Raw genomic sequence first — 23,186 nt, 5'->3', positions numbered from 1 at the left:
TTGCGACCATTGAATCAGAAGCGGTGTGAACAGATCAACGCTCTGTCCGGCGGACGCACGGACTATGCCTTATTCAACTTAACAATGACGCTTCTTTTGACGAGAGCGCTTAAAATTTGGCTTAGAGGCGCAAGATGATGAAACGACAACGAGGCTTTACCCTGATCGAGTTGATGATTACCTTAGCGATTGTCGCGATTGTCGCCGCGATTGCTTACCCGTCTTATACCGAGAGTGTGCGTAAATCGCGGCGGGCGGACGCCCGGGCGGTGCTGCTGGAAGCGGCGCAGTTCATGGAGCGGATTTACACAGAGAATTTAACAACGGGCTATGCCGGTGGTCCTCCACCCAATGATGCAGCGACTCGATTAGTTAACATGGGCCTTACGCAATCTCCCAAAGAAGGTGGGCCGCCCGGTGGCTATTACACCATTACTGTGGGGAATCTGGGTCAGAACACTTTTACCGTAACCGCCACGCCAGCGACTGCTGACCAAGGCAACGATCAATGTGGTGGGCTGACCGGACCAACGCTGAACCTCAACCAAGCCGGCCAAAAAGGATTGAATAATCAATTTCCTCCAGCAATTGCCGCTAACGTCATCGAGCAATGCTGGCGTTAGCCCTTACACTCTCCCAAGAAAAGCAAGCCGGCTTCGCGCCGGCTTTTTTTTGGACGGACGTAGCGCGAAATAACATTAAGTTACTGCTAAAAGCAAAATGCTAATCCTTTGACGTCACCGCCGCCGCCAGTTTGGCCGCCGCCTGGCGATCGCCGGCCAGAGCAAGATCCTGCGCTAAATAAAACAACGCATTCGCCCGCATTTCCGGCTCGGTCAGCGCCTCAGCTTGGTTGAAGGCCGCCGTAAATTCAGATTGCGCCGCCGCCGTCTCCCGCAGGATCGCCAAATTCAAGGCCAGTGCGCTGAAGGCCTCGGCCCGATGCTGGGCTAGCGTCTCTGGAAACTGGCCACGAAAGGACTCCATCTGCTTGGCAAGCGTGCTCAATAAAGACTTCGCCGTCGTTGTATCACCGCCCTCTGCCCGATGTTTCGCCAGAATCGCTAGCGCTACTAACCGGTCGCTCGGGGCCTTCAACGCCTCTATTGCCAACGTCGCCCGGCCGAACAAATCCTGAGACTGCTGGCGCCGGCCAGTGCGCGCCAAATCCCGACCTACCGCACTCAGCGCGACCACTTGACCCATCGGATCGGCGACCAACCGCGTCGTTTCCAGCGCCCGGCTAAAATAATCCTTCGCCGTCGAGGCTTGCACTTCATGCAGCGTGCGCGCCAGCTTGCTGAAAGCCTGGGCGCGTTCGCTAGGCGTCACAATCGAATTAGCCAGATCGGTCGCCTGAAACCACTGGGTTTGCGCAATCGCCGGCTCCTGCCGCTTGAAGTACTGGCTGGCAATCCTGGCGCGGATATCCACCTGAAAGCGATTAAGTTGATCCAGTTGGCTGTTGGACAGACGGTTCTTCTGATTGCCCAGCCATTTGACCACCTGGTCGACGCTGCCGGTAGCTGCGTCAACATTGCCAATGGAAATTTGATACAACGCCAGATTGTTCATTATCTGTGGATATCGCGCCGACGACTGCCCAGCGGCGCCTAGCGCGCCTGGTACATTTGTATTTCCCGCAGCAGGACGGGCCAGCGCTAGTTGATTGACATCCAGTAGCGACTGGGGCTGGGTCAGGGCGGAATTGACTGGCGGTGTATTCAAGCTCTCTGTCGCTGGCGTCGCGTTCGAGGTAGCTGCATTAGCGGCCAGCGCGCCCTGCTCTGATTCTGCTGGAGAATCCGCCGCCGCGACCGTCATGCCTGGAGCGCCGGCAGTCGTTGCCGACGGCGTTGAACCTTCCACTTTGAACACCGCATCCGGCGCTGGTTTAACGGTGATCTGCAAACCAGCGGGTTGAGGAGGAGGTTTAGCAGTCGAAGCTGTAACGATGGTTTTCGAGGGAGTGAGTACAAGTTGCCACACCAGCAGACCGATACCGATAATCGCCGCTGTCGAACCGCCAAAAATTGGGATCAATACATTTTGTTCATGCAGTGACTTGAGTTTGGCCTTCAGCTTGACCATGGGGGTAATCCCCAATTCCTTTTCCACCTGGCGCTGAGCGATGGCGCGCAGTTTTTCATGTTGTTCGCGAGTCTTGTCTTCTGCTGATTTTGTTGTCTTGGCTTCCGCCCGATCCTTGATAGCCTGTAAGCGTTGGCGTTCAATTTCGACGAGACGCTTCAGGTCGCTGGCGCTCTCATAATTGCGGCCCACAATGCCACAGCGTTCACAGATGTCCGGCGTGTCATCAAAGCTGCGCGGTTGGCGGTGGCCACAAGCCGGGCAGGTATACTCTCCACCCCCTAGCGGCGCCAAGCTCAGCGCCATGGGGTCCATGCGGCACTTCAGGCCGATAGCTGTCAATTTTTCCAGGAGCCTCTCTGCCTTGTCCTTCGGCAAGTTTGTGCTCAGCACAACCTGTTCGTTCAGGGAAAGACGATGGAAGATGTCGGCAAAAGTAGCTGGATCACCCTTGAGCAAGGGTTGTAACTGAGCGCGCACAACCTGGGTATCCCAGCCCGGTTGAATGCCCAGGGCCGACAGTTTAAATGTAGATTCCATGAAGATTACCTAATTAAATTGATCATGCTGTCAGAAAAGTGGGTGAGTTTGCCAAAATATACACTAATTGATGCTTAATGAGATACTTTTGTAAATCCATTCCACTCTTTGCGCCTTGACCAGTGTGTAATTTGGGATAATCCTAACGAATCGGCCACGCTCCAATAGCTTCATTAATCGCCTGCATAGTCCTACTGCCTGTCAAGCGGGGCCAGCCAGTCACGCGGTTGCAGAAAAAACTCATAAAGCTGTGCTTCGGGACTGCCGGGTTCGGGTCGCCAGTAATATTCCCAGCGCACCCGGGGTGGCAGCGACATCAGAATGGATTCGGTCCGCCCGCCGGATTGCAAGCCAAATAACGTTCCCCGGTCGTACACCAGGTTGAATTCGACATAGCGCCCCCGCCTATACAGTTGAAACTCCCGCTCCCTCTCGCCATAGGGCCACGCCCGCCGCTGTTCGACGATGGGCAGATAGGCCGGCAAAAAATGGTCGCCGACGCTGCGCATGAAGGCGAAACAGTGCGCGAAACCGCCTTCGTTCAGATCGTCGAAGAACAACCCACCAACTCCACGCGGTTCATTGCGGTGCTTCAGAAAGAAATACTCGTCACAGGCGCGTTTGCAGCGCGGGTAAACCTCCGGCCCAAACGATTCGCAGGCCGCTTGCGCTGTGCGATGCCAATGCACACAGTCCTCCTCGAAACCATAGTACGGCGTGAGATCGAACCCGCCGCCGAACCACCAGGCCGGCTCAGCGTCCTCCCGGAACGCATTAAAAAACCGGACATTGGCATGGGAAGTTGGGATATAAGGATTGCGTGGATGGACCACCAGGGACACACCCATCGCTGCAAAACCGCGCCCCGCCAACTCCGGGCGTTGCGCGGTCGCTGAGGGCGGCAGACGGGTTCCCGTGACATGCGAGAGATTAATTCCCGCCTGTTCGAACAATGCGCCCTCGCGCAACACCCGGCTGCGACCGCCGCCGGCTAATGCAGAATCAGACACGGGACGCTCCCAGGCGTCTTCGTGAAAGGTCGCGCCGCCATCGACCGTTTCCAGCGCGGCGGTCAAGCGGTCCTGCAATTCGTGCAGATAAGTCAGAACCGGTGGACCGTGAACCGATAAAGCGTCATCACTGTTCATTCAACTTGCCCTGGACGAGGCAAGACCACCAGCTCGGTTTCTGAAACCTGATCCGGTACGCGCAACGCCAACAGGAACAGCAGAACCGCCAGGCCGATCCATACGCTGGTAGCCACGCTGACTTGAAACAGCGGGTGTAAATAGAAGGGCGTTAGCCACAGACTGGCGGTCAGAAAGCGCAGTAACGCTTGCGACCAACCGATGCCCCGGCCATCATGCCGCGTGATGCGTAAGCGCCAGGCGCGCATCCCCAGGGTTTGGCCATCGCGAACCCAGAAGCCGCCATAGAAAAAGAAGCAGACCAGGAGCAGATAAGTTTGAAAAAAGGGATTACCACTTAGCGGATTATCGAGGGTAACCGCCGCGCTGCCCAGCAGCAGCGCCATTAGGCCCCAGGCTAGCGCGGAGGCAAAGATCAATACCCCAGCCAGCAACAGGCCATCGTAAACGATAGCCGCCAACCGGCGCGGCAATTCGGCTGGCGTCAGCATTCATTTTCCCCCTTGGAAAAAGGTGGAGCGGGGGAATTTCGCGTCAGCAACATTCAGAATGTGATTTCGGACATGGATGATTGATACCCGTCGCTCAGGCAAGACCTACCGGTTTACGGTTTGGAGGGTTTAGCGATGGTGCGCTTGCTGCCATTATTCATGTTCTTGCCAGTGAGAGCATTCGTCGATCCCGCATCTGCCTGCGCAACAGGAACGCCGCTGGTCGGATGGGCGGCGCCCAGCCAGCCATTGATTTCGATCACATCTTCCTCGGTCAGCCGACCCGCAGCCTGCCGCAGCGTCAAGACATTGACCACGTAGGAATAGCGGGCTTGGGCATAATCCCGTTCGGCTCGGTACACATCGGTTTCAGCGTTCAACACATCCACGATGGTGCGGGTGCCCACTTCATAACCCGCCTGGGTTGCTTCCAGGGCGCTGCGGGTCGAAACGCGGGTCTGATCAAGCGCCTTGATTTGACTGATAGCAGTTTCCTGACCCCGATAGGCATTACGAACGGTAGTAATGGTGTTACGCTGCAAATCTTCCAGATTTTGACGGGATGCTTCATAGTTATAAGCAGCTTGGCGGGAACGCGAGGACACCGCGCCGCCGCTATAGATGGGAATAGTCAGTTGAAGATTAGCCTGGCTGCTGTAGCTATGGGTAAAACCGCTGTCGACATCCGCACGACTGACGCTCAAGTCCAATTTGGGATAATGGCCGGATTTCTGGAGTTTGATATTTTCCCGCGCCTGTTCCACGCCGAAACCGGCGCTTTGCAGCGACAGATTATTCTCCAGGGCCATGCGCACCCAGGCTTCGGGGTCGCTTGGTTTGGGCAGCGCCAGCGGCATCCGGTTACCCAGGATGTTCAACTGCGCATAATCCTGACCGGTCAATTGCCGCAATTGTTCGCGCGTATTCGCCAGCGTGTTGAGCGCGCTGATCTCGGAAGACACCGCGCCGTCAAAGCGCGCCTGGGCATCGTAAACGTCAGTAATCGTCGCCAGACCGACCTCGAATCGCCGGTTGGCCTGCTCTAGTTGACGGGCGAATGCATTTTTTTCCGCCGTCGCGAAAGTCAGATTATCCAGCGCTGCTAATACGCTGAAGTAGGCTTGCGCGACCCGCAGGATCAAGTCGTTTTCGGCATTGAGAAAATCAATGTCCGCCTGATTGACCGTCGCCTCCGCCAGCCGTTGCTGCACCTGACTGCTTCGGTTATAGAGTGGTTGCACCACGCTGATCGCATAGTTGTGGGTGTCGTATGAGGATCGTCCGGTTGTTGATCCTACAGCGCCAAAGGTGTTTCCCTGGGAAGCGGTGACCCCGATATTAGGCAATAATAAAGCCCGGGCCTGCGGCTTGGCCTCCTGGGAGGCTTGCTGGCTGGCGGCGGCGGCCTTGAGCACCGGATCGCTTTCCAAAGACTGGCGATAGATGTGCAGCAGGTCTTCCGCCCCCACGGATGAACTGTACAATAATGCAGCAACGATCACCGCTCCTAGTGAGTAACGCATTTTAGTCATAGTCAATAGGCTCCCCTGATATTTTTTTGAAGGTATCAAGCACCAGGCGCCCGATGTTAGGTGCCAGGTGTCAGGTCAAGACGAATTTCCCGATCTGGAGCCTGAAGCTTGGAGCCTGATACTTTTTTTCTTTCAAAATTCAAACGTCTTGACCGGATTAGCGCCGCGCAATGGAGGTAATTCGGTTTCAAACAAACTTTCCTGGGTCCATTCCTGTTCGCCAACCCGAGTGATCAGCAAGGCTTCCATCACCGGCAATTGACCCGTCACGATAAACAGTCGTCCACCCAAACGTAGACTCTGGCGCCAAACTTCATCAACCCTGGCAACCGAGCCGGTCACGGCGATAACGTGATAGCGGCGTTCACCCCAACCACGGCTGGCGTCCCCGGTATGGAGTACAACATTAGTGATTCCATGCGCCTTGAGCTTACCATGGGCTGCTTCAATGAAGTCGGGAATAATGTCGACGCTGATCACGCTGTTGGCCAGCTGCGCCAGACAAGCCGTCAGGTAGCCGCTGCCGGCGCCCACTTCCAGGATTTGATCCGTCGGCTGCACCGCCAACGCCTGGAGAATGCGACCCTCGATATTGGGTTTCAGCATGACTTCACCGTGGCCAATGGGGATAGCGACGTCGCTGAAAGCCAGATTGCGGTAGCGTTCCGGCGTGAAATCCTCGCGCGGCGTCCGGGTCAGGGTATCCAGTACGCGCTGATCCAGCACCTCCCAGGGCCGGATCTGCTGCTCGATCATGTTAAAACGCGCCTGCTCAAAATTGAATGCGGTCATCGGTTCGGGATCCTGTTAACGCCTGGTTTTTGGGATTCTGACGGGAGCGACGCCCCCAGGTTCGGGATGTGGAAATTCTACCACAAGGCAGCGCGCTGCGATGTGGCTTACAAAAAGGTCGGCGCCGGGGTAAACAGACGCTCCACTTCCGGAACCCGCTTTTTATCGATGAGGAACAGGATGACATGGTCCTCAGCCTGGATCATGGTGTCGTGGTGGCAAATAATCACCTCGTCCTCGCGCGCAACGGCGCCGATGGTGGTGCCCGGCGGTAAGCGGATTTCGTCCAGACGCCGGCCCACCACCTTGGAGGTTTTGTAATCGCCATGCGCGACCGCCTCTATAGCTTCGGCGGCGCCCCGGCGCAGGGAATGGACCTTGGCGACATGGCCGCGCCGGACATGAGTCAGCAAACTACCGATCGTCGCCTGTTGCGGTGAAATCGCGACGTCGATAATGCCCGAGGATTCCACCAGATCGACGTATGAGACCCGGTTGATCAACGCCATCGCCTTGTGAGCGCCCATACGCTTGGCCAGCATTGCGGACAGAATGTTGGCTTCATCATCATTGGTTACGGCGCAAAAAACATCCATATTCTCAATGTTCTCCTGTCGCAACAGATTTTCATCAGCAGCGTCGCCCTGCAACACGATGGCCCGGTTGAGTTGCTCGGACAAGTGACGAGCAGTGATCGGATTATGTTCGATGATCTTGACCTGAAACCGGTCTTCCAGGCCCTGGGCCAACCGGGCGCCAATATGCCCGCCGCCGGCGATGATCAAGCGCTTGACCATGCGGTCCAGTTTGCGCAGCTCGCTAACAATCGCCCGGGCGTTTTTGCGGGCGGCGATGAAGAATACTTCATCATCCGCCTCGATCAGCGTATTGCCTTCCGGGATGATGGGGCGGCCCTGTCGGAAGATGGCGGCTACCCGGGTTTCGATACCTGGCATCCGATCCGGTAACACGCGCAGCGCCTGACCGACCAGAGAGCTGCCTTCATAGGCCCTGACGCCCATCAACCGCACCTGACCCTCGGCGAAATCGAGAACCTGTAACGCTCCAGGATGTTCAATGATCCGCTGAATATAATCGGTCACCAGTTGTTCAGGACTGATCAGCACGTCGATGGGCAGGGCTTGGTCATTCAGCAATTGATCCTTATAGGAGAGATACCCCCCTGACCGAACCCGGGCGATCCGTCGCGGCGTATTGAACAGCGTGTAGGCGATCTGACAGGCAATCATGTTGACTTCATCATTATCGGTCAGCGCAACCAGCATATCTGCGTCGGCCATACCCGCCTGTTCCAGCACTGTCGGATGAGAGGCATGACCGGCCAGGGTGCGAATATCCAGCCGGTCCTGGAGAGTTTGCAGACGCTCGGCGTTGGCATCGACGACCGTGACATCGTTCGCCTCGCTGGCCAGAATGTGTGCGACCGAACTGCCTACCTGCCCGGCGCCGAGGATGACAATTTTCATAGCAGCATCATTCGTCCAAGGCTTTTTTAGGGTCAATTCCCAATGCGCGCAATTTCCGGTACAGGTTAGTGCGCTCCATGCCGACGCGTTCGGCCAGGCGTGCGACGTTACCCTCGCATTCACGGAATTGCTGCATTAAATAAGTGCGCTCGAATTGCTCACGGGCTTCGCGTAGCGGCAAGTTCAGGGGAATGCTGCCCACATCATGCGATTTGGCGGAAGTCGCGCCGCGCACCGCAGCATCCACTTCTTCCTGGGTGATTTCTTCCTCACTGCCCAGAATCAGCAGGCGCTGCACCAGATTCTTGAGTTCGCGGATGTTGCCCGGCCAATTGTAGTTGCGCAGCCGGTTCTGCGCCGCCAGCGTAAAGTGGCGATAAGTCAGGTTTTCCTGATCGACAAAATAACTGACATAGTAGTTGAGCAATTCCGGCACGTCTTCAATATGCTCACGCAGCGGCGGCAACTTGATGGGCACCACGTTGAGCTGGTAGTACAAATCTTCGCGGAACCGTTCCAGCGCCACTTCCTGCTCCAGATCGCGATGGGTAGCAGTCACCACCCGCACGTTAACCCGCACCGACTCCTTGCCGCCAATGCGCAGAAAGGAGCCATTCTCCAGAGCGCTGGCCAGCTTAGCTTGAGCTTCGAGGTCCATGTCGGCCAGTTCGTCGAGAAACAGAGTGCCGCCGCTGGCCTGTTCCAGCCGGCCATAGTGAATGCGTTCGCCCTGCTCCGAGCCAAATAACTCTAGGCTGGCGTTTTCCCGGGCGATGGAACCCACGCCGACATCCACGAATGGCCCATCGCGTCGTGGACTGTGGGCGTGCAGGAACCGGGCGTATACCTCTTTGCCCGTGCCCGGTTCGCCAAAGATCAGCGCCGGGGCATCGTGTTGCGCGATTTTCAGCACCTGTGCGCGCAACCGTTGCACGACCTCGCTACGCCCTACCGGTTCAGAGACCGTGCGTTGCTGACGGCGCAGGTTCTGATTTTCCCGCGCCAGCCGGTCGGCCTCCAACGCCCGCTCCACAGTCAATAGCAGCTTGGCCATCGACAACGGCTTCTCGATGAAATCGTAGGCACCCAGGCGGGTGGCTTCCACCGCGGTTTCCACGGTGCCGTGGCCGGACATCATGATCACCGGACAGGGCAAATGGTCCCCTTCGCTCCATTCCTTAAGCAGCGTGATGCCATCGGTATCCGGCATCCAGATATCGAGCAGGATCAAATCAGGCCGTTGGGCGCGGCGCGCTTCGCGGGCGGCGGCGGCGTTTTCTGCGATCGCTACGCTATAGCCTTCATCTTCCAGAATTTCCATCACCAGGTCGCGAATATCGGGTTCGTCATCGACGACCAGAATATAGGGCGCGCTCATCCAGCCTCCTGATCGGTATTTAAAGGCGCGGCGGGAACACCGGGCGTTATCGAAACCTCGCCATCCTCATGGCGGAATGGCAAGCGGATCACAATCCGGGCGCCGCCCTCAGCCGGCGTTTCCAGCTGAATCCAGCCGCCATGTTCCTCGACGATTTTTTTAACAACTGCTAATCCTAGTCCGGTTCCCTTGGGTTTGGTAGTCACATAAGGCTCAAAGGCGCTGGCTGACAAGTGGTCGGGGAACCCGGGGCCATCGTCGCGCACAATTAATTCGGCGCAATCGGCCCCGGTGACATGCTCGCGCTGGGTGCAGATCCAGAGCGTAGAGCCTTGGCCGTCGTGAATCGCCTCAATGGCGTTCTTGACCAGATTATGCAGCAATTGCCGCAAGCGGCCTTTGTCAGCGTTGATCCACAGCGGCTCCTGGGCCAGTTCCAGGCGAATCTCTACATTGGCCGGATAATCGCGATAGAGGTACAGCACCTCGGTCACGAACTCGTTCAGGTCCAGCGGCGCCAGTTTTAGACGCGGCGGTCGGGCGTATTCGTTGAAGGCGTCCACCATCTCCTTCATCGCCTGCACCTGCTGAACGATCGTGTGCGTACCGCGTTCCAACACCCGTCCCTGTTCCCCATCCATTTGTTTAAGGTATTTGTGACGGATGCGTTCGGCGGCCAGTTGAATCGGCGTCAGCGGGTTTTTGATTTCATGGGCTAGTCGGCGCGCCACTTCGGCCCAGGCAGCGTCGCGTTCGGCCTGCACCAGATGGGTAATGTCATCAAACACAATGACATGGCCTCCACGCAGTCCCACGGCGTCCGGTAGCGAACTGCCGCGACACATCAGAATACGCCGGCCCGTGCTACTGAACCAGGGAATTTCCTGCCGCCAGTCGCCGGTCTGGATTAATTGTGGACTGATGATGTCGATCAAGTCCTGCAACACTGGCTGGACAGCGACGATATGCTGGCTGTTGGCGCCGATGAACGGTTGCAAGTCCACCCCGAGAATCTGACTGGCGGCGGCGTTACAGGTTTGCAAACGGCCCGCGTAATCAATAGTGAGCACCCCGGAAGACAATCGGGCCAGCACCGTTTCCAGATAGGCGTGCTGGCTCTCCAGTTGTTGCTGGCTGTGCTGCGCTGCATCGCGGGCCTGGGCCAGGTTGCGGGTCATTTCATTAAAGGACTGCACCAGAAAACCCAGTTCGTCGCTGCTGGCTTGCGCCAGTTGTTTGTCAAACTGGCCAGCCGCCACTGCCTGGGTGCCTTCCGCCAGTTCCCGCAGCGGCTGCACTAAGCGACGCGCTGTGTAAAACGCCGCCCAGAAGGCCGCCAGCACGGCCAGCAGCAGTGCCAGCGACAAAATGAGCGTAAAGCTGGCTTTGAGCGGCGCGCGTAAAAAGATCAGCTCCTTATAGCTGTCGAAAGCGGCTTGTACGGCGTCCGCCAACAGGCTGAGGCGATCAGTGACCGGAAACAGCGCTTGGAGCAAACGATCCTCAGCGCCGGGAACCGCCACCCGCACCGCTACACGGATATGAAAGCCGGCATCACCGATCGGCTCTAGACCGACATAATTCCGGCCCTGCCGGACTTGCAACAAAACCGTATCCGGGGGCGGCGCGGGCAGAACCAGTGAAGGATCGGCGGCAGCGGTTGCGATAATCTGTCCATCGCGGCCAAACAGGGTCAGTTCGGAAGCCTCGCTGAAATCTAGCAGGTCGTCCAGACGCCGCGCTGCTTGTTCGCCTTCGATTTCAGCGACACTTTCAGCCATTCGCGTGGTTTGCTTGAGCACGTCGCGCATGCGTAGATCCAGGGCCGTGCGGCTGAGTTCCAGTGCGTCTTCAAGACCGCGGTCTACCTGGACATTAAACCAGCTATCGATGCCGCGCTGTAAGAAATTCAGCGAAAAACCATAGACCAGAGCGACCGGCAGGATAGCCAGAATCGCGAAGACGCCGGCCAATCGCAGAGTCAAACCGGCGCCTGGCGACCGGCGCCAGTAGCGTCGCAGTAAGTCAATCAAGTTATAAAGAATGAGTGCGGCCAGTGAGCCGAGGCCAATGGCGCTGGTCAGCAAGAGCCAGCCATACACCTGTTGGAACTGCGCTGAATCGGTCGTGGCGCCACTCATAAGCACTAGGAGGATTAGCAACACGCCCAGCAACGCCAGCATCGCGGACAATCCCCGGCCGCGCGCGAGTCGGCGCAGAATCAAAGCCGCCATACGCGCCATGCGCTTGCCAATCGCCAGTCGTCGGAAATATAGGCGAACAGCCGCAACGGCGTCGGCAATGCGTCGACGTCGAGCCGGGCGCGCAGGGCACCTTTATAGCGCTGATTCGGCAGCAGCAAGCCTTTATCCAGAAATGGAAAGTCGGTAATGTGTCCCATGAACTGCAAGGCACTGCTTTGGCTGGGGAAGCCGCGTCGCTCGCCGCTGTTCAGGGTGGTGACCAGATATTGCCGGCTGAGAGTGTGATATTCGAGTCGAAAGCGCTGGGACAGCGCGTAAACGGTTTCATCCCATGCCCAGGCGCGCTGTCGGCGAACCTCCATTTCGAGTTCAATGGTCAGTGGCACCCCGTTTTTCAAGGCTTCGATCGCGGCCTGGCTGAAGCGGTATTCGATCTGGGCGTTCAGACGATAAACATCGCCTTCCAGTCGAGTCGAGGCGCTGATAATTTCAAAACCGGCCGCCCAGACCAGCGATGCATTCAGCAACGCCAGTAGGGAAATCAGTCCAGTGGCCAGGGTCTGCCCATACGGTCGGGTCAAGCGACCTGCCGACATGCAACCTCCCCGATGGATGGCCCGCGCTTGACCAACATGGCGTAATAGAATCCGTCCATGCCTGCTTCGCCGGGAAGGATCTGCCGACCATGCGACAAGGAGCGCCCCCAGGGCGTGGTGATCGGGTGCTCTTCAGCATCGGACTGATTCGCAAGAAAACGATCCACCACCTGTTCGTTTTCCTGCCGTAGCACCGAACAGGTCGCGTACAGCAACTGACCTTCCGAGCGCAGCAGCGGCCACAAGCTGGTGAGCAGCGTTTGTTGCTGATCAGCCAGCGTGGCGATGTCGCTGTCCCGACGCAGCAGTTTGATGTCGGGATGGCGGCGAATCACCCCGGTTGCCGAGCAGGGCGCGTCTAGCAGAATCCGGTCGTAGGGCGCACCGTCCCACCAATCCGCCGGCTGGCGGGCATCGCCGGCGATCAGACGCGCCTGAAACCGCAGTCGGTTAAGATTCCCTGCGACGCGCTCCAGGCGAGCGGCGTCCTGATCCAGCGCCGTCAGCTCCAGGTGCGGTTCACATTCCAGCAAATGACCCGTCTTGCCACCTGGCGCAGCGCAGGCGTCCAGTACGCGCAAACCCGGCTGAACATCCAGCGCCAGCAAGGGCGCAGCCAGTTGTGCAGCGGCGTCCTGCACCGAAATCCAGCCTTCGGCGAATCCTGGCAGCGTTGCGGGTTCGACTGCTGCATTCAATGTCAGCGCTGTAGCCACGGCCGCTGACGGTTCGGCATCGTATCCCAGCTTCTGCAACCATTGCTGACAGGCGTTACGGTCAAAGTGACGCGCATTGACGCGCAAGGTGAACGGTGGGCGGGCATTGTTAGCAGCAACGATAGCCGGCCAATCGTCCGGCCAGTCCTGTTGCAAGCGTTGCAGCAACCAGCGGGGATGGGCGGTACAGGCTTCAGGCTCCTTCTCCAGCGCAACTGTCAATTCCTGGCGACGACGCAGCGCCGCGCGCAACACCGCGTTCGTCAATCCTGCCGCCCATGATTTTTTTAACTGTCGGGCGGCGGTCACGGTTTCCGCCACCGCGGCATGTTCGGGGATGCGTAAATGCCATAATTGGTAAAGGCCGACCAGCAGCAATGCCCGGAGGGCAGGTTCACGCGGGTCCAGCGGCCGCGCCAGCAGCGATTGCAGCAAGGCTTGTAATTGGGGATGCCAGCGACAGACGCCATGACACAATTCCTGGAGCAGACCACGATCCGTCCGTTCGGCGCGTTCCAAAGCGGGGGGCAGCGTCGTTGCCAGCGATCGGCGCTCGCCCAGAACCTGTCCCAGCACCTGAGCCGCCAGCGCGCGGACGTTCATGCCGCGCCCAGCCGCCTGCCGGCCAGTCGACGGGCGTTCAGGAACGCCGCGACCGGCAACGGCTTGCCGCCGGGCAGTTGCACTTCAGTCAGCCGCAAAACGCCAGAACCGGTGGCAACCACGATCCCGGAAGGGTCCTCGCGCAGCACCGAACCCGGCGGCACAGTCACCGGTTCTGCTTCATCAGCGACCGCCCGCCAGATGCGCAGGATAGAATCATCCAGACGGGTATGCGTGACCGGATAAGGGTTAAACGCCAGCACCCGCCGCTCCAGATCCAGCGCAGGCCGGCTCCAGTCCAGCTCGAGATCGGTTTTACTCAGCTTGGGGGCGTAAGTCGCCAGCGCGTCATCCTGAGGTTGTGGAACGAGACGTCCGGTCAGCAGTTCCGGCAGGGTGGCTTGCAACAGCAGCGCGCCCAGCATCGCCAGGCCATTGTGCAACTCACCACCGGTGATGCCCCGTGGAATCGGACAGGCCGCCTGGGTAAACACCGGCCCAGTGTCGAGACCCGCTTCCATGCGCATGATGCTAATGCCGGTCTCGTCATCGCCGGTCAATAACGCCCAGTGAATGGGGGCTGCGCCGCGCCAGCGCGGTAAGAGCGAAGCGTGAACATTAACGCAACCCAGCCGGGGAATAGCCAGCGCCTCGGGCGGCAGGATCAACCCGTAGGCGGCGACTACCAGTAAATCCGGTTGCAGCGCCGCCAGCTCGGCTTGCACAACAGGATCGCGCAAGGTGGTCGGCTGATAGACCGGGATCCCGGCGGCTTGAGCACAGGTTTTAAGTGGGCTGGCTCGCAGTTGGCGACCCCGTCCCGCCGGTCGATCCGGCTGGGTATAAACGGCGACCGGCGAATAACCCTCATCCAACAGGGTTTGCAGAGAGGGAACAGCGAATTCGGGAGTTCCCGCGAAAATCAGGCGCGGCGCATCCATGCTTAGGCAGCGCGCGCTTCGTGGCGAGCCTGCTTTTCCAGCTTCTTGCGAATGCGGTCGCGTTTCAGCGCTGACAGATAGTCCACAAAAAGTTTGCCATCCAAATGATCAATCTCGTGCTGAATGCATACCGCCAACAAACCGTGCGCTTCCAGCTCAAAGGGTTCGCCATCGGCGTCAAGCGCGCTGACCCGAATCCGCTCGGCGCGACGAACCGTTTCGTAGAAACCGGGCACCGAGAGACACCCTTCTTCCATTTCGCCTTCGCCTTCGCGTTCCAGAAGGGTGGGATTGATGAATACGCGCGGCTGGTCTTTATTTTCGGATATGTCCATGACCACCACCCGTTTTCGGATATTGACCTGGGTTGCGGCCAAGCCGATGCCCGGTGCTGCATACATGGTCTCCAGCATGTTGGCGACCAGGGTGCGCACGCTGTCATCAACGGTTTCCACCGGCAGCGCAGGCTTGCGCAAGCGGGGGTCGGGATAATGCAGTATATTGAGTTGCGCCATGACTCCTCCGTGAAAGCCTGGTTAGGTGCTTAAATTTAAGTCTTGCGATTTTGCCATTCGATGCGAAATCATACGAGAAACTCATGCATCGGGGCTATACTTTGCGCGAGGGGAGTGATCCGCTACACTCCCGCCCGTACCTCCGAAGGATGAGCAAGGACCATGAACATCACGCGTTCCTCAAGGCGCCTCGGAACTGCTCTGTCATTGACGGCAGCGGTTTTGTTCGGGGCATGCGCCCAGAATCCCTCTGAATCCGATGCGCCCGAACCCGGTTCGGGCGCTTCAACCCCTGGCGAACCCCCGTTGCTGGCCGGATCGACTCCAGGCCAACCGCCGGCCGCTCCCGGGCCGGTTGCGCTACGCCCCGACCACCCCCAAACCTACACGGTGGTCCCGGGCGACACCTTGTGGAGCATTGCTGGCCGGTTTCTGCAAAATCCCTGGCAATGGCGCGAAATCTGGCGACAGAATCCACAGATTCGCAATCCCAACCGGATTTATCCCGGCGACGTGTTGCGTTTCAGCTACGATGCCAGCGGAAAACCGCAACTGGAAGTTGCCGAACGCGAGGACGTACCGCTGATCAAGCTGTCTCCACAAATCCGGGTCGAGGAATTGACTCAGCCGATTCCACCGGTGCCGCGCGACGCGGTTGAATCCTTCCTGACTCGCGCTCTGATCCTGAGCGACGCGCAATGGCAAGGTTCGCCGTACATTGTGGCTGATGACGATGAGCAAATCGTCTATGCCGACCGCGACCGGGTTTATGCTCGGGGCGCTATTTTTGACCAGCCGCGTTATCAGGTGTTCCGCCCTAGCGAGCCGTTGCGCGAACCGAATTCCGGTCGTTATCTCGGCACCGCAGGTATTTATCTCGGTCAGGCGGCTCTGGAGAAGGATGCTGATCCAGCAACCCTGGTGCTGGCCAACACGGTCGCGCCGGTCCGCGCGGGCGATCGCCTGTTCCCACTGGAGACTGAAGCCCAGCTTTACAGCTTCGAACCACACCCCGTGCCGCCGGATACCTATGGGTTCATTCTCGCCAAGCTGGATACCGATGTGACTCAGATCACCCAGTATAGTAGTGTGATTATCAATCTGGGCGCTCAGGAAGGTCTCGAACCTGGCCATGTGCTGGCGATCTACAGCAAAGAGCGCACCGTCGATGACCCGGTTTCCGGTGGAACTGTGCGCTTGCCGGGCGAACGTTCTGGTCTGATCATGGTATACAAAGTGCATGATCTGGTGAGTTATGCGCTGGTGATGCAGGCGGAACGCGCCATCCGTCTGCAGGACCAGGTGACGACGCCCTGAACGATATCTTTCCGCCCCCAACGGACGATCCGGCCTGGTTGCTCGCATTGTTGCGCGCGCCGGGCATCGGACCGGCGCGGTTTGCCCGATTGCTAGACTACTTTGGTTCGGCGGCGGAGGTGTTTGCTGCGGGTCGCGCCGAATGGGGGCGACTGGACCTGCCCAGCGCCGCGCTCGACTATCTAAGCGCGCCAGACTGGCGGTCGGTTGAAGCCGATCTCAGCTGGCTGGAGCAGCACGGCAATTATCTGCTGGCGCTGGCCGATCCTCGCTATCCGCCCCTGTTGCGCCAGATTCCCTACCCTCCGCCCCTGCTGTTTGTCCATGGCGATCCGCTTTGCTTGCGGACGCTGCAGTTGGCCATAGTCGGCACCCGCAATCCGACGCCGCTGGGTCGGGAAACCGCCCACCGTTTCGCCGAGCATTTGGCCGGGGCCGGTATGACGATTACCAGTGGATTGGCGCTAGGCATTGATACGTCCGCTCACCAGGGGGCGTTAGCCAGCCACGAAGGTCGCACGATTGCCGTCATGGGCACCAGTCTCGACCGGGTATACCCCGCCAAAAATCGCGATTTGGCCTACGCGATTGCCGAATGTGGCGCGCTGGTTTCCGAGTTGCCCACTGGCACGCCAGCGGCGGCGGGTAATTTTCCCCAGCGCAATCGCCTGATCAGCGGACTGGCGCTAGGCGTACTGGTGGTCGAAGCCGCCGCGCGCAGTGGCTCACTGATTACCGCCCGCCTGGCGCTGGAACAGAGCCGGGAAGTCTTTGCCATTCCCGGTTCGATTCATAACCCACTGGCCAAAGGTTGCCACGCCCTGATCCGCGAAGGCGCCAAACTGGTGGAAACCGCAACCGATATTCTGGAGGAACTGGGTTCCCTGGCCACAGCCAGCGCGATTGAATCAACAACTGAAACCGGGCTGGAGACCGCCAAGCCGGCGATGGATGCACTGGATGAAGAGTATCGGCAATTGCTGGCGGCTATGGGCGATGAGTCGTGTGGAATCGATCTGTTAGTGGAACGTTGTGGATTGACGGCAGAAGTGGTTTCCTCCATGCTCTTAATTCTGGAGTTGGAAGGATTCATTGCGGCGGTTCCCGGTGGTTTTTACTGTCGTCTGAAATGCTGAATGCTGGTCGCCGCCTACGTGATGGCGTAGTGGTGGTTTTCGCGCGCTGGCCAAATTGGACTCGCGTCTCGCGCCCCGCCTGATGGTTGGGTCTTTTGTACTTTCAAGGCGAGCTTCTGAATGAAAGAAAACATGCTGGATGTGTTGATGTATCTATTCCAGAGCGACATAGACCAGGATATTGACACCGATCCTGATCGCGAATCCATCCAAACCGAGTTGTTGGCAGCCGGTTTTCCCTCGCGGGAAGTACGCCAGGCGTTCAACTGGCTGGACAGTCTGGTCGATCATCCGTCCATCCCACTGCCGGTGAACTCCCGTTCATGCCGTATTTACATTCAGGCAGAACAGACCCGACTAGATGTGGATTGCCGCGGGTTCCTGCTGTCTCTGGAGCAGCGCGGCATTCTCGATTCGGAAACCCGCGAACTCGTCATTGACCGGGTCATGGCGCTGGAGACCGACGACATCGACCTGCATCAGCTGAAATGGATCATCCTGATGGTGTTGCTCAATCAGCCTGGCCAGGAAGAAGCCTATGCCTGGATGGAAGAATTGATCTTTGACGAGGTTCCTGGCTACCTCCATTAATCATTCAGTAAAGCATTCTTCGCCGCTTCGCTAGAGTCCGCCATGTAGCGGATTTTAAGCCGAGGGCGCCGCTTTTTTATGGCCGGACGCGCTCCCGGCGTTATTTCTGTTTCCGTTAGCCCCCAGTAAGGTTATGAGTAAAAATTTGGTCATCGTGGAATCGCCGGCCAAGGCGAAGACCATTAAGAAATATCTGGGCAAGGACTTTGAGGTTCTCGCTTCCTATGGTCATGTGCGCGATCTGGTGCCTAAGGAAGGCGCGGTCGATCCCGATCACGACTTCGCCATGAAGTATCAGATCATTGATAAGAACGAACGCCATGTTGAAACCATCGCCAAGGCGGCGGCCAAGGCGGAGGCGCTCTATCTGGCCACTGACCCAGATCGCGAAGGCGAAGCCATTTCCTGGCACCTGTGTGAAATTCTCCGGCAACGCGATGTGTTAAGTAATAAACCGGTTCGGCGCGTGGTATTCCACGAAGTCACGCAACGGGCGATTCTGGACGCGGTTGCCCATCCACGTAGTCTGTCGCTGGATCTGGTCAATGCGCAACAAGCGCGGCGAGCGCTGGACTATTTAGTCGGTTTTAATCTGTCGCCCTTGCTGTGGAAGAAAATCCGTCCGGGTCTGTCGGCGGGCCGGGTGCAATCGCCAGCCTTGCGGATGATTGTCGAGCGTGAGGAAGAAATCGAGCGGTTCCAGGCGCGCGAGTATTGGACATTGGAAGCCGACGCTGCTAAGGCGCGTCAGCCGGTCACGGCCCGGCTGCTGGAGTATGTCGGCGAGAAGCTGACGCAATTTAGCGTGACCGATGGCGAGCAGGCGCATCGCATGGAACGGAGCTTGCTGGATGCTGCGAGTGCGCAGCTGAGCGATTCTGGAGCAATCGCCAGTGAGGGGGTGATCGGCCGCCTGCTTGTTGCCAGGGTTGAGCGTAAACAGCGTAAGCGCAATCCCGCGGCGCCCTTTACTACTTCGACCTTACAACAGGAAGCCTCGCGCAAATTAGGGTTTTCTACCCAGCGCACCATGCGGGTCGCACAACAGTTGTACGAAGGTATTGATACCGGTAGCGGCGCGGTAGGCCTGATCACTTACATGCGCACCGATTCGGTCAACCTGGCTCAGGATGCGCTCAATGACATTCGGGCGCTGATTGCCCAGCGCTATGGCGCGCACAATCTGCCGTCCAATCCCCGGATTTTCAAAACCAAGGCCAAGAATGCTCAGGAAGCGCATGAGGCGATTCGTCCCACCGCCGTCAATCTTACCCCGGAGGCCGTCCGCGCGCATCTGAATGCGGACCAGCACGCGCTGTATGAATTAATCTGGAAACGCACCGTGGCCTGTCAGATGATTCCAGCGACCCTGGATACCGTATCGGCTGATCTGGAATGTGGGTCTGGCAACCTATTTCGCGCGACCGGTTCGACGATTGCTGATCCCGGCTTCATGGCGGTTTATCAGGAAGGCGTAGACGATCAGAGCGATGAGGAGGAGAGTCGGGCATTGCCGCCTTTGAAAAAGGGTGAGTGGCTGGACTTGCGGGCGTTGCGTTCCGAACAGCATTTTACCGAACCGCCGCCGCGCTATTCCGAGGCCAGTCTGGTGAAGACGCTGGAGGAGCATGGCATCGGTCGACCTTCGACGTATGCTGCGATTATTTCGACCCTGCTGGCGCGCGAATACGCGATACTGGATAACCGCCGTTTCAAGCCCACTGACATTGGCCGGATTGTCAACCGGTTTCTGACCCGGCATTTCGATCAATATGTGGATTATGAATTCACCGCTCGCCTGGAAGATGAACTGGACGCCGTGTCGCGCGGCGAGGAAGACTGGCTGCCGCTGATGCGCGGTTTCTGGGATCCTTTCAAGCAACGTGTGACGGAAAAGGCGGAAAATGTCTCGCGGCAGGATGTGATTCAAAGTCGGGAACTGGGGACAGATCCCAAGACCGGTAAACTAGTGTCGGTGCGCATGGGCCGGTTTGGCTCGTTCGCGCAGATCGGCGTCAAGGAAGATGCCGATAAGCCGCGTTTCGCCAGCCTGCGACCTGATCAGCGGCTGGATACGATCACGCTTGAAGAAGCCCTGGCGCTGTTTCAATTGCCGCGCGACCTGGGGACAACGGTGGACGGCGAACCGGTGCAGGCGAATATTGGCCGTTTCGGGCCTTATGTGCGTTACGGCAAGAACTATGTCTCGATCAAGAATGGCGATCCTTACACCATCAGCCGGGAACAGGCGCTGGAATTGATCGCTGCACATGAGGAAGCGAAGGCTAATCGCCGATTACGGACCTTTCCGGATTCACCCATCGAAATTCTCAAGGGGCGTTTCGGCCCCTACATCACCGACGGTAACAAAAACGTCCGGGCACCCAAGGAGCGGGAGCCGGAGAGTTTGAGTTTGGAGGAATGTGAGGTGTTGCTCCGGGAAGCGCCGGAGAAAAAGAAGCGCGCCACGAACCGCCGACGAACTGCCGCGCCCGCGAAAAAGAAGCGGTCCAGTAATGGTTAGCGATGCCAAAACGCCCTCTCCCCGCGTGGGGGAGGGTTGGGGTGGGGGGAGCCCACGCCTGTGTCTGCGCGCCGTTGCCCGCGTGGTTCAGGCGGGCGGCATCGTCGCCTATCCCACCGAGGCCGTTTATGGGTTGGGTTGTGACCCACGGAATGAGCGGGTGGTTCGTCGCTTGCTGGCGCTCAAGCGGCGGACGCTGCGCAAGGGATTGATCCTGATTGCCGCCGATTTCACGCAACTTGCGCCTTTCCTGCAACCACTCTCATTTGATGAGCAAACACGGTTGGCTGCGACCTGGCCGGGTCCCTACACCTGGCTGGTTCCAACCCGGGCCGATACGCCGTACTGGCTGCGGGGTCGTCATGACACGCTGGCGGTGCGGGTCACGGCCCATCCATTGGCGGCGGCGCTCTGTCGGGCCTGTGGCCATGCGCTGGTCTCCACCAGCGCGAACTTCAGTGGCCGTCCTCCGGCGCGCAACGTATTGGCGGTGCGCCGACAATTGGGGCTGAGCATTGACGCGCTGCTGCCCGGTCTGACCGGAGGCGCGGATAAACCGACGGAAATTAGGGACTTGCGCAGTCATCGATTGGTACGGGGAGCCTGAATCGGTCCCCTCGGAGAGACGAGCGTTTTGCAACCAGCGTCGCCGCCGCCAATCACGCAGGATATTGAACATTGGCGGTCAACACTGATGAGTGCGCGCATCACAGGTCGTTCTGGCGATTCTGCTTTTGCTGCTGCTCCTTGACTCGGGCCAGATGACGATCCGACCAGCGCGCCAGGGCATAGATGGGGTAACCGATCACCATCACCGCCAGCAGGATACAGATGGTAAGCGCAACGACCTTGGGTAAATGATCCCACCAAGTGTTGATGAAATAAACCAGTCCCCAGATTAGCAGACCAGTTATCCCCAGTGAAACCAGAAAAGCTAGAAGGTTGCTGCGTTGCATGGACTCATTCCAGGGTAAATGAAAAGCTCGATTCCAAAAGGCTGCCGGATTCGGGAGGATAAACCATAAATTGGTCAACACCGTTCCGCCCGGCCGCATCCTCGATATAGCTGAAGACTTTTTGTGTTGTACCTGGCGCCGTTGACGCCGTGCGCAGTATTAAATTTATTGACTGAATTTTTTGGAATAAAATAGCTTCTAATTGTTATTTTTCAAAGGTAACTGCCTACTATAGTCTTGCGTAGCGATATCCATACATTTGAACCGCCAAGAACGCCAAGAGATTGGTCTGATCACTTGGCGAGTCAGGATGTCGTTTTATCATTGAGCGAGACAATGACATGAGAAGACTACCGGACGATATGGCGCCGGTTTCCAAATTTGATGGGTAGATTCTATTAGATTCTATGTGATTAGGTAATTATTAGGCAACGCCCATTGAGCGCTACCCTACCCCTTTCCTGGCTGTTGATTCTCGGCGGCCTCATCGCCTTCGCGCCGATGTCGATCGACATGTATCTGCCGGGTCTGCCGGCCATCGCTGCTGATTTTAGCGTTGCGACTTCTGCTGCCCAGTTCACCCTGTCGAGCTTCTTCATTGGTCTGGCGCTCGGGCAAGCAATTCACGGACCGCTGGCGGACCGTTATGGCCGCAAACCGCCGCTCTATCTTGGTCTGACGCTGTATGTGATCGCCTCGGTCGGTTGCGCACTGACAACCGATATGGTCATGCTGATTGCCTTGCGTTTCATCCAGGCCATCGGGGGCTGCGCCGGGATTGTTATTGCTCGGGCAATAGTGCGCGATTGCTGCGACCCGCTGACTGCCGCGCGGGTGTTTTCCCTGCTCATGCTGATCATGGGATTGGCGCCGATTCTCGCACCGTTTATTGGCGGCTGGATTCTCTGGTTCGCAGGCTGGCGAGCGATCTTCGCGGTGCTGGCGCTCTTCGGGCTGGGCTGCCTGTTCGCCGTCTGGCGTGTGCTGCCGGAAACCCGACCGGCAGATACGATCGCCAGTACGGGGATCGGCGCTGCGCTGCGGGTGTATGGCGATTTGCTGATCGACCGCCGGTTCATTGGCTATGTTTTGAGCGGTGGGTTCGCCCATGCCGGAATGTTCGCTTACATCACCGGTTCGCCGCATGTGTTCATCGAGGTGTATGGCGTATCGGCGCAGAATTTCGGCTGGCTGTTCGGCCTCAATGCGCTGGGGTTGATCGCCAGTTCCCAGGTCAACCGTCGTCTGTTGCTGCGCTATTCCACCGATACGCTTCTGCGCCGCGCAAACCGCGCAACTGTACTGCTTGGACTGGCCATGCTGTTGATCGCCGCCAGTGACTGGGGCGGCTTACCGGGGCTGCTGGCTCCGCTATTTTGCTATAGCGTCAGTCTCGGCTTTACTGCGCCTAATGCTATGGCTAATGCGCTGGCGCAGCAGGGGCAACGCGCAGGCAGCGCCTCGGCCCTGATCGGTGCGTTGCAATTTGGCGTAGCGACTCTTGCCAGTATGGCGGTTGGCCTGGCGGGCGGCGGCTCGGCGCTGCCGATGGCCGCGGTCATTGCGAGTTGCGGGTTGCTGGCCTACATCGCGCATCGCGCTTGGGTCGGAAAGGGCATGATGTGAGG

Annotated in this window: 20 protein-coding genes; 7 read left to right on the top strand and 13 right to left on the bottom strand. The window is 58.3% G+C overall.

Annotated features, from left to right (window positions below):
- The first annotated feature begins 137 nt into the window (after positions 1-137).
- On the top strand, positions 138-623 hold the full coding sequence (locus tag H6973_04930; GenBank protein ID MCP5124983.1) for a prepilin-type N-terminal cleavage/methylation domain-containing protein: 486 nt from the start codon (positions 138-140) through the stop codon (positions 621-623).
- 100 nt (positions 624-723) lie between these two features.
- Here H6973_04930 and H6973_04925 read toward each other — a convergent pair whose 3' ends face one another.
- The 12 genes from H6973_04925 to H6973_04870 form a co-directional block, all read right to left on the bottom strand.
- On the bottom strand, positions 724-2,631 hold the full coding sequence (locus H6973_04925) for a hypothetical protein (protein MCP5124982.1): 1,908 nt from the start codon (positions 2,629-2,631) through the stop codon (positions 724-726).
- A 191-nt stretch (positions 2,632-2,822) separates the two neighbouring features.
- Positions 2,823-3,779, bottom strand: a complete 957-nt coding sequence (gene hemF, locus H6973_04920; protein MCP5124981.1) for an oxygen-dependent coproporphyrinogen oxidase — start codon at positions 3,777-3,779, stop codon at positions 2,823-2,825.
- Positions 3,776-4,270 (bottom strand): RDD family protein, encoded by a 495-nt coding sequence (locus H6973_04915; GenBank protein ID MCP5124980.1) that lies wholly within the window; start codon positions 4,268-4,270, stop codon positions 3,776-3,778. Before H6973_04915 ends, hemF begins: the two co-directional genes overlap by 4 nt.
- 113 nt (positions 4,271-4,383) lie before the next feature.
- Positions 4,384-5,802, bottom strand: coding sequence for a TolC family outer membrane protein (locus tag H6973_04910; protein ID MCP5124979.1), 1,419 nt, complete (start codon positions 5,800-5,802; stop codon positions 4,384-4,386).
- A gap of 132 nt (positions 5,803-5,934) precedes the next feature.
- Positions 5,935-6,594, bottom strand: coding sequence for a protein-L-isoaspartate O-methyltransferase (locus H6973_04905; protein ID MCP5124978.1), 660 nt, complete (start codon positions 6,592-6,594; stop codon positions 5,935-5,937).
- 107 nt (positions 6,595-6,701) lie between these two features.
- Complete coding sequence (gene trkA, locus H6973_04900) at positions 6,702-8,081, bottom strand: Trk system potassium transporter TrkA (GenBank protein MCP5124977.1); 1,380 nt, start codon at positions 8,079-8,081, stop codon at positions 6,702-6,704.
- A gap of 7 nt (positions 8,082-8,088) precedes the next feature.
- Positions 8,089-9,459 carry a sigma-54-dependent Fis family transcriptional regulator gene (locus H6973_04895; protein ID MCP5124976.1) on the bottom strand — a complete coding sequence of 457 codons (1,371 nt, stop codon included), beginning with the start codon at positions 9,457-9,459 and terminating at the stop codon, positions 8,089-8,091.
- Entirely contained in the window at positions 9,456-11,702 is a 2,247-nt protein-coding gene (locus tag H6973_04890) for a HAMP domain-containing protein (GenBank protein ID MCP5124975.1), read from the bottom strand. The genes H6973_04895 and H6973_04890 overlap by 4 nt, the downstream gene beginning before the upstream one ends.
- Entirely contained in the window at positions 11,681-12,259 is a 579-nt protein-coding gene (locus H6973_04885; GenBank protein ID MCP5124974.1) for a DUF4390 domain-containing protein, read from the bottom strand. The genes H6973_04890 and H6973_04885 overlap by 22 nt, the downstream gene beginning before the upstream one ends.
- On the bottom strand, positions 12,241-13,578 hold the full coding sequence (rsmB, locus tag H6973_04880; GenBank protein ID MCP5124973.1) for a 16S rRNA (cytosine(967)-C(5))-methyltransferase RsmB: 1,338 nt from the start codon (positions 13,576-13,578) through the stop codon (positions 12,241-12,243). The genes H6973_04885 and rsmB overlap by 19 nt, the downstream gene beginning before the upstream one ends.
- Complete coding sequence (locus tag H6973_04875) at positions 13,575-14,519, bottom strand: methionyl-tRNA formyltransferase (protein ID MCP5124972.1); 945 nt, start codon at positions 14,517-14,519, stop codon at positions 13,575-13,577. The genes rsmB and H6973_04875 overlap by 4 nt, the downstream gene beginning before the upstream one ends.
- Before the next feature lie 2 nt (positions 14,520-14,521).
- Positions 14,522-15,034, bottom strand: coding sequence for a peptide deformylase (locus H6973_04870; protein ID MCP5124971.1), 513 nt, complete (start codon positions 15,032-15,034; stop codon positions 14,522-14,524).
- Positions 15,035-15,196: 162 nt separating this feature from the next.
- On the opposite strand from H6973_04870, the gene H6973_04865 reads away from it, so the two are divergent.
- From H6973_04865 to H6973_04845, 5 genes are all read left to right on the top strand, one after another.
- Positions 15,197-16,351 (top strand): LysM peptidoglycan-binding domain-containing protein, encoded by a 1,155-nt coding sequence (locus tag H6973_04865; GenBank protein MCP5124970.1) that lies wholly within the window; start codon positions 15,197-15,199, stop codon positions 16,349-16,351.
- A 5-nt stretch (positions 16,352-16,356) separates the two neighbouring features.
- Positions 16,357-17,487 carry a DNA-protecting protein DprA gene (gene dprA, locus H6973_04860; protein MCP5124969.1) on the top strand — a complete coding sequence of 377 codons (1,131 nt, stop codon included), beginning with the start codon at positions 16,357-16,359 and terminating at the stop codon, positions 17,485-17,487.
- A 120-nt stretch (positions 17,488-17,607) separates the two neighbouring features.
- Positions 17,608-18,078 carry a DUF494 domain-containing protein gene (locus tag H6973_04855; GenBank protein MCP5124968.1) on the top strand — a complete coding sequence of 157 codons (471 nt, stop codon included), beginning with the start codon at positions 17,608-17,610 and terminating at the stop codon, positions 18,076-18,078.
- Positions 18,079-18,211: 133 nt separating this feature from the next.
- Entirely contained in the window at positions 18,212-20,602 is a 2,391-nt protein-coding gene (locus H6973_04850) for a DNA topoisomerase I (GenBank protein ID MCP5124967.1), read from the top strand.
- On the top strand, positions 20,595-21,209 hold the full coding sequence (locus H6973_04845; protein MCP5124966.1) for a Sua5/YciO/YrdC/YwlC family protein: 615 nt from the start codon (positions 20,595-20,597) through the stop codon (positions 21,207-21,209). Before H6973_04850 ends, H6973_04845 begins: the two co-directional genes overlap by 8 nt.
- A 100-nt stretch (positions 21,210-21,309) precedes the next feature.
- Here H6973_04845 and H6973_04840 read toward each other — a convergent pair whose 3' ends face one another.
- Positions 21,310-21,558 (bottom strand): hypothetical protein, encoded by a 249-nt coding sequence (locus H6973_04840; protein ID MCP5124965.1) that lies wholly within the window; start codon positions 21,556-21,558, stop codon positions 21,310-21,312.
- A 438-nt stretch (positions 21,559-21,996) separates the two neighbouring features.
- Between H6973_04840 and H6973_04835 the strand changes: the two genes are divergently transcribed.
- Positions 21,997-23,184 (top strand): Bcr/CflA family multidrug efflux MFS transporter, encoded by a 1,188-nt coding sequence (locus H6973_04835; GenBank protein MCP5124964.1) that lies wholly within the window; start codon positions 21,997-21,999, stop codon positions 23,182-23,184.
- Positions 23,185-23,186 lie beyond the last annotated feature (2 nt).

Source organism: Gammaproteobacteria bacterium (genome assembly GCA_024235095.1).
Taxonomy (GTDB): Bacteria; Pseudomonadota; Gammaproteobacteria; order Competibacterales; family Competibacteraceae; genus UBA2383.
The sequence above is the reverse complement of the archived record's forward strand: the minus strand, read 5'-3'. Positions and strand labels throughout refer to the sequence as shown.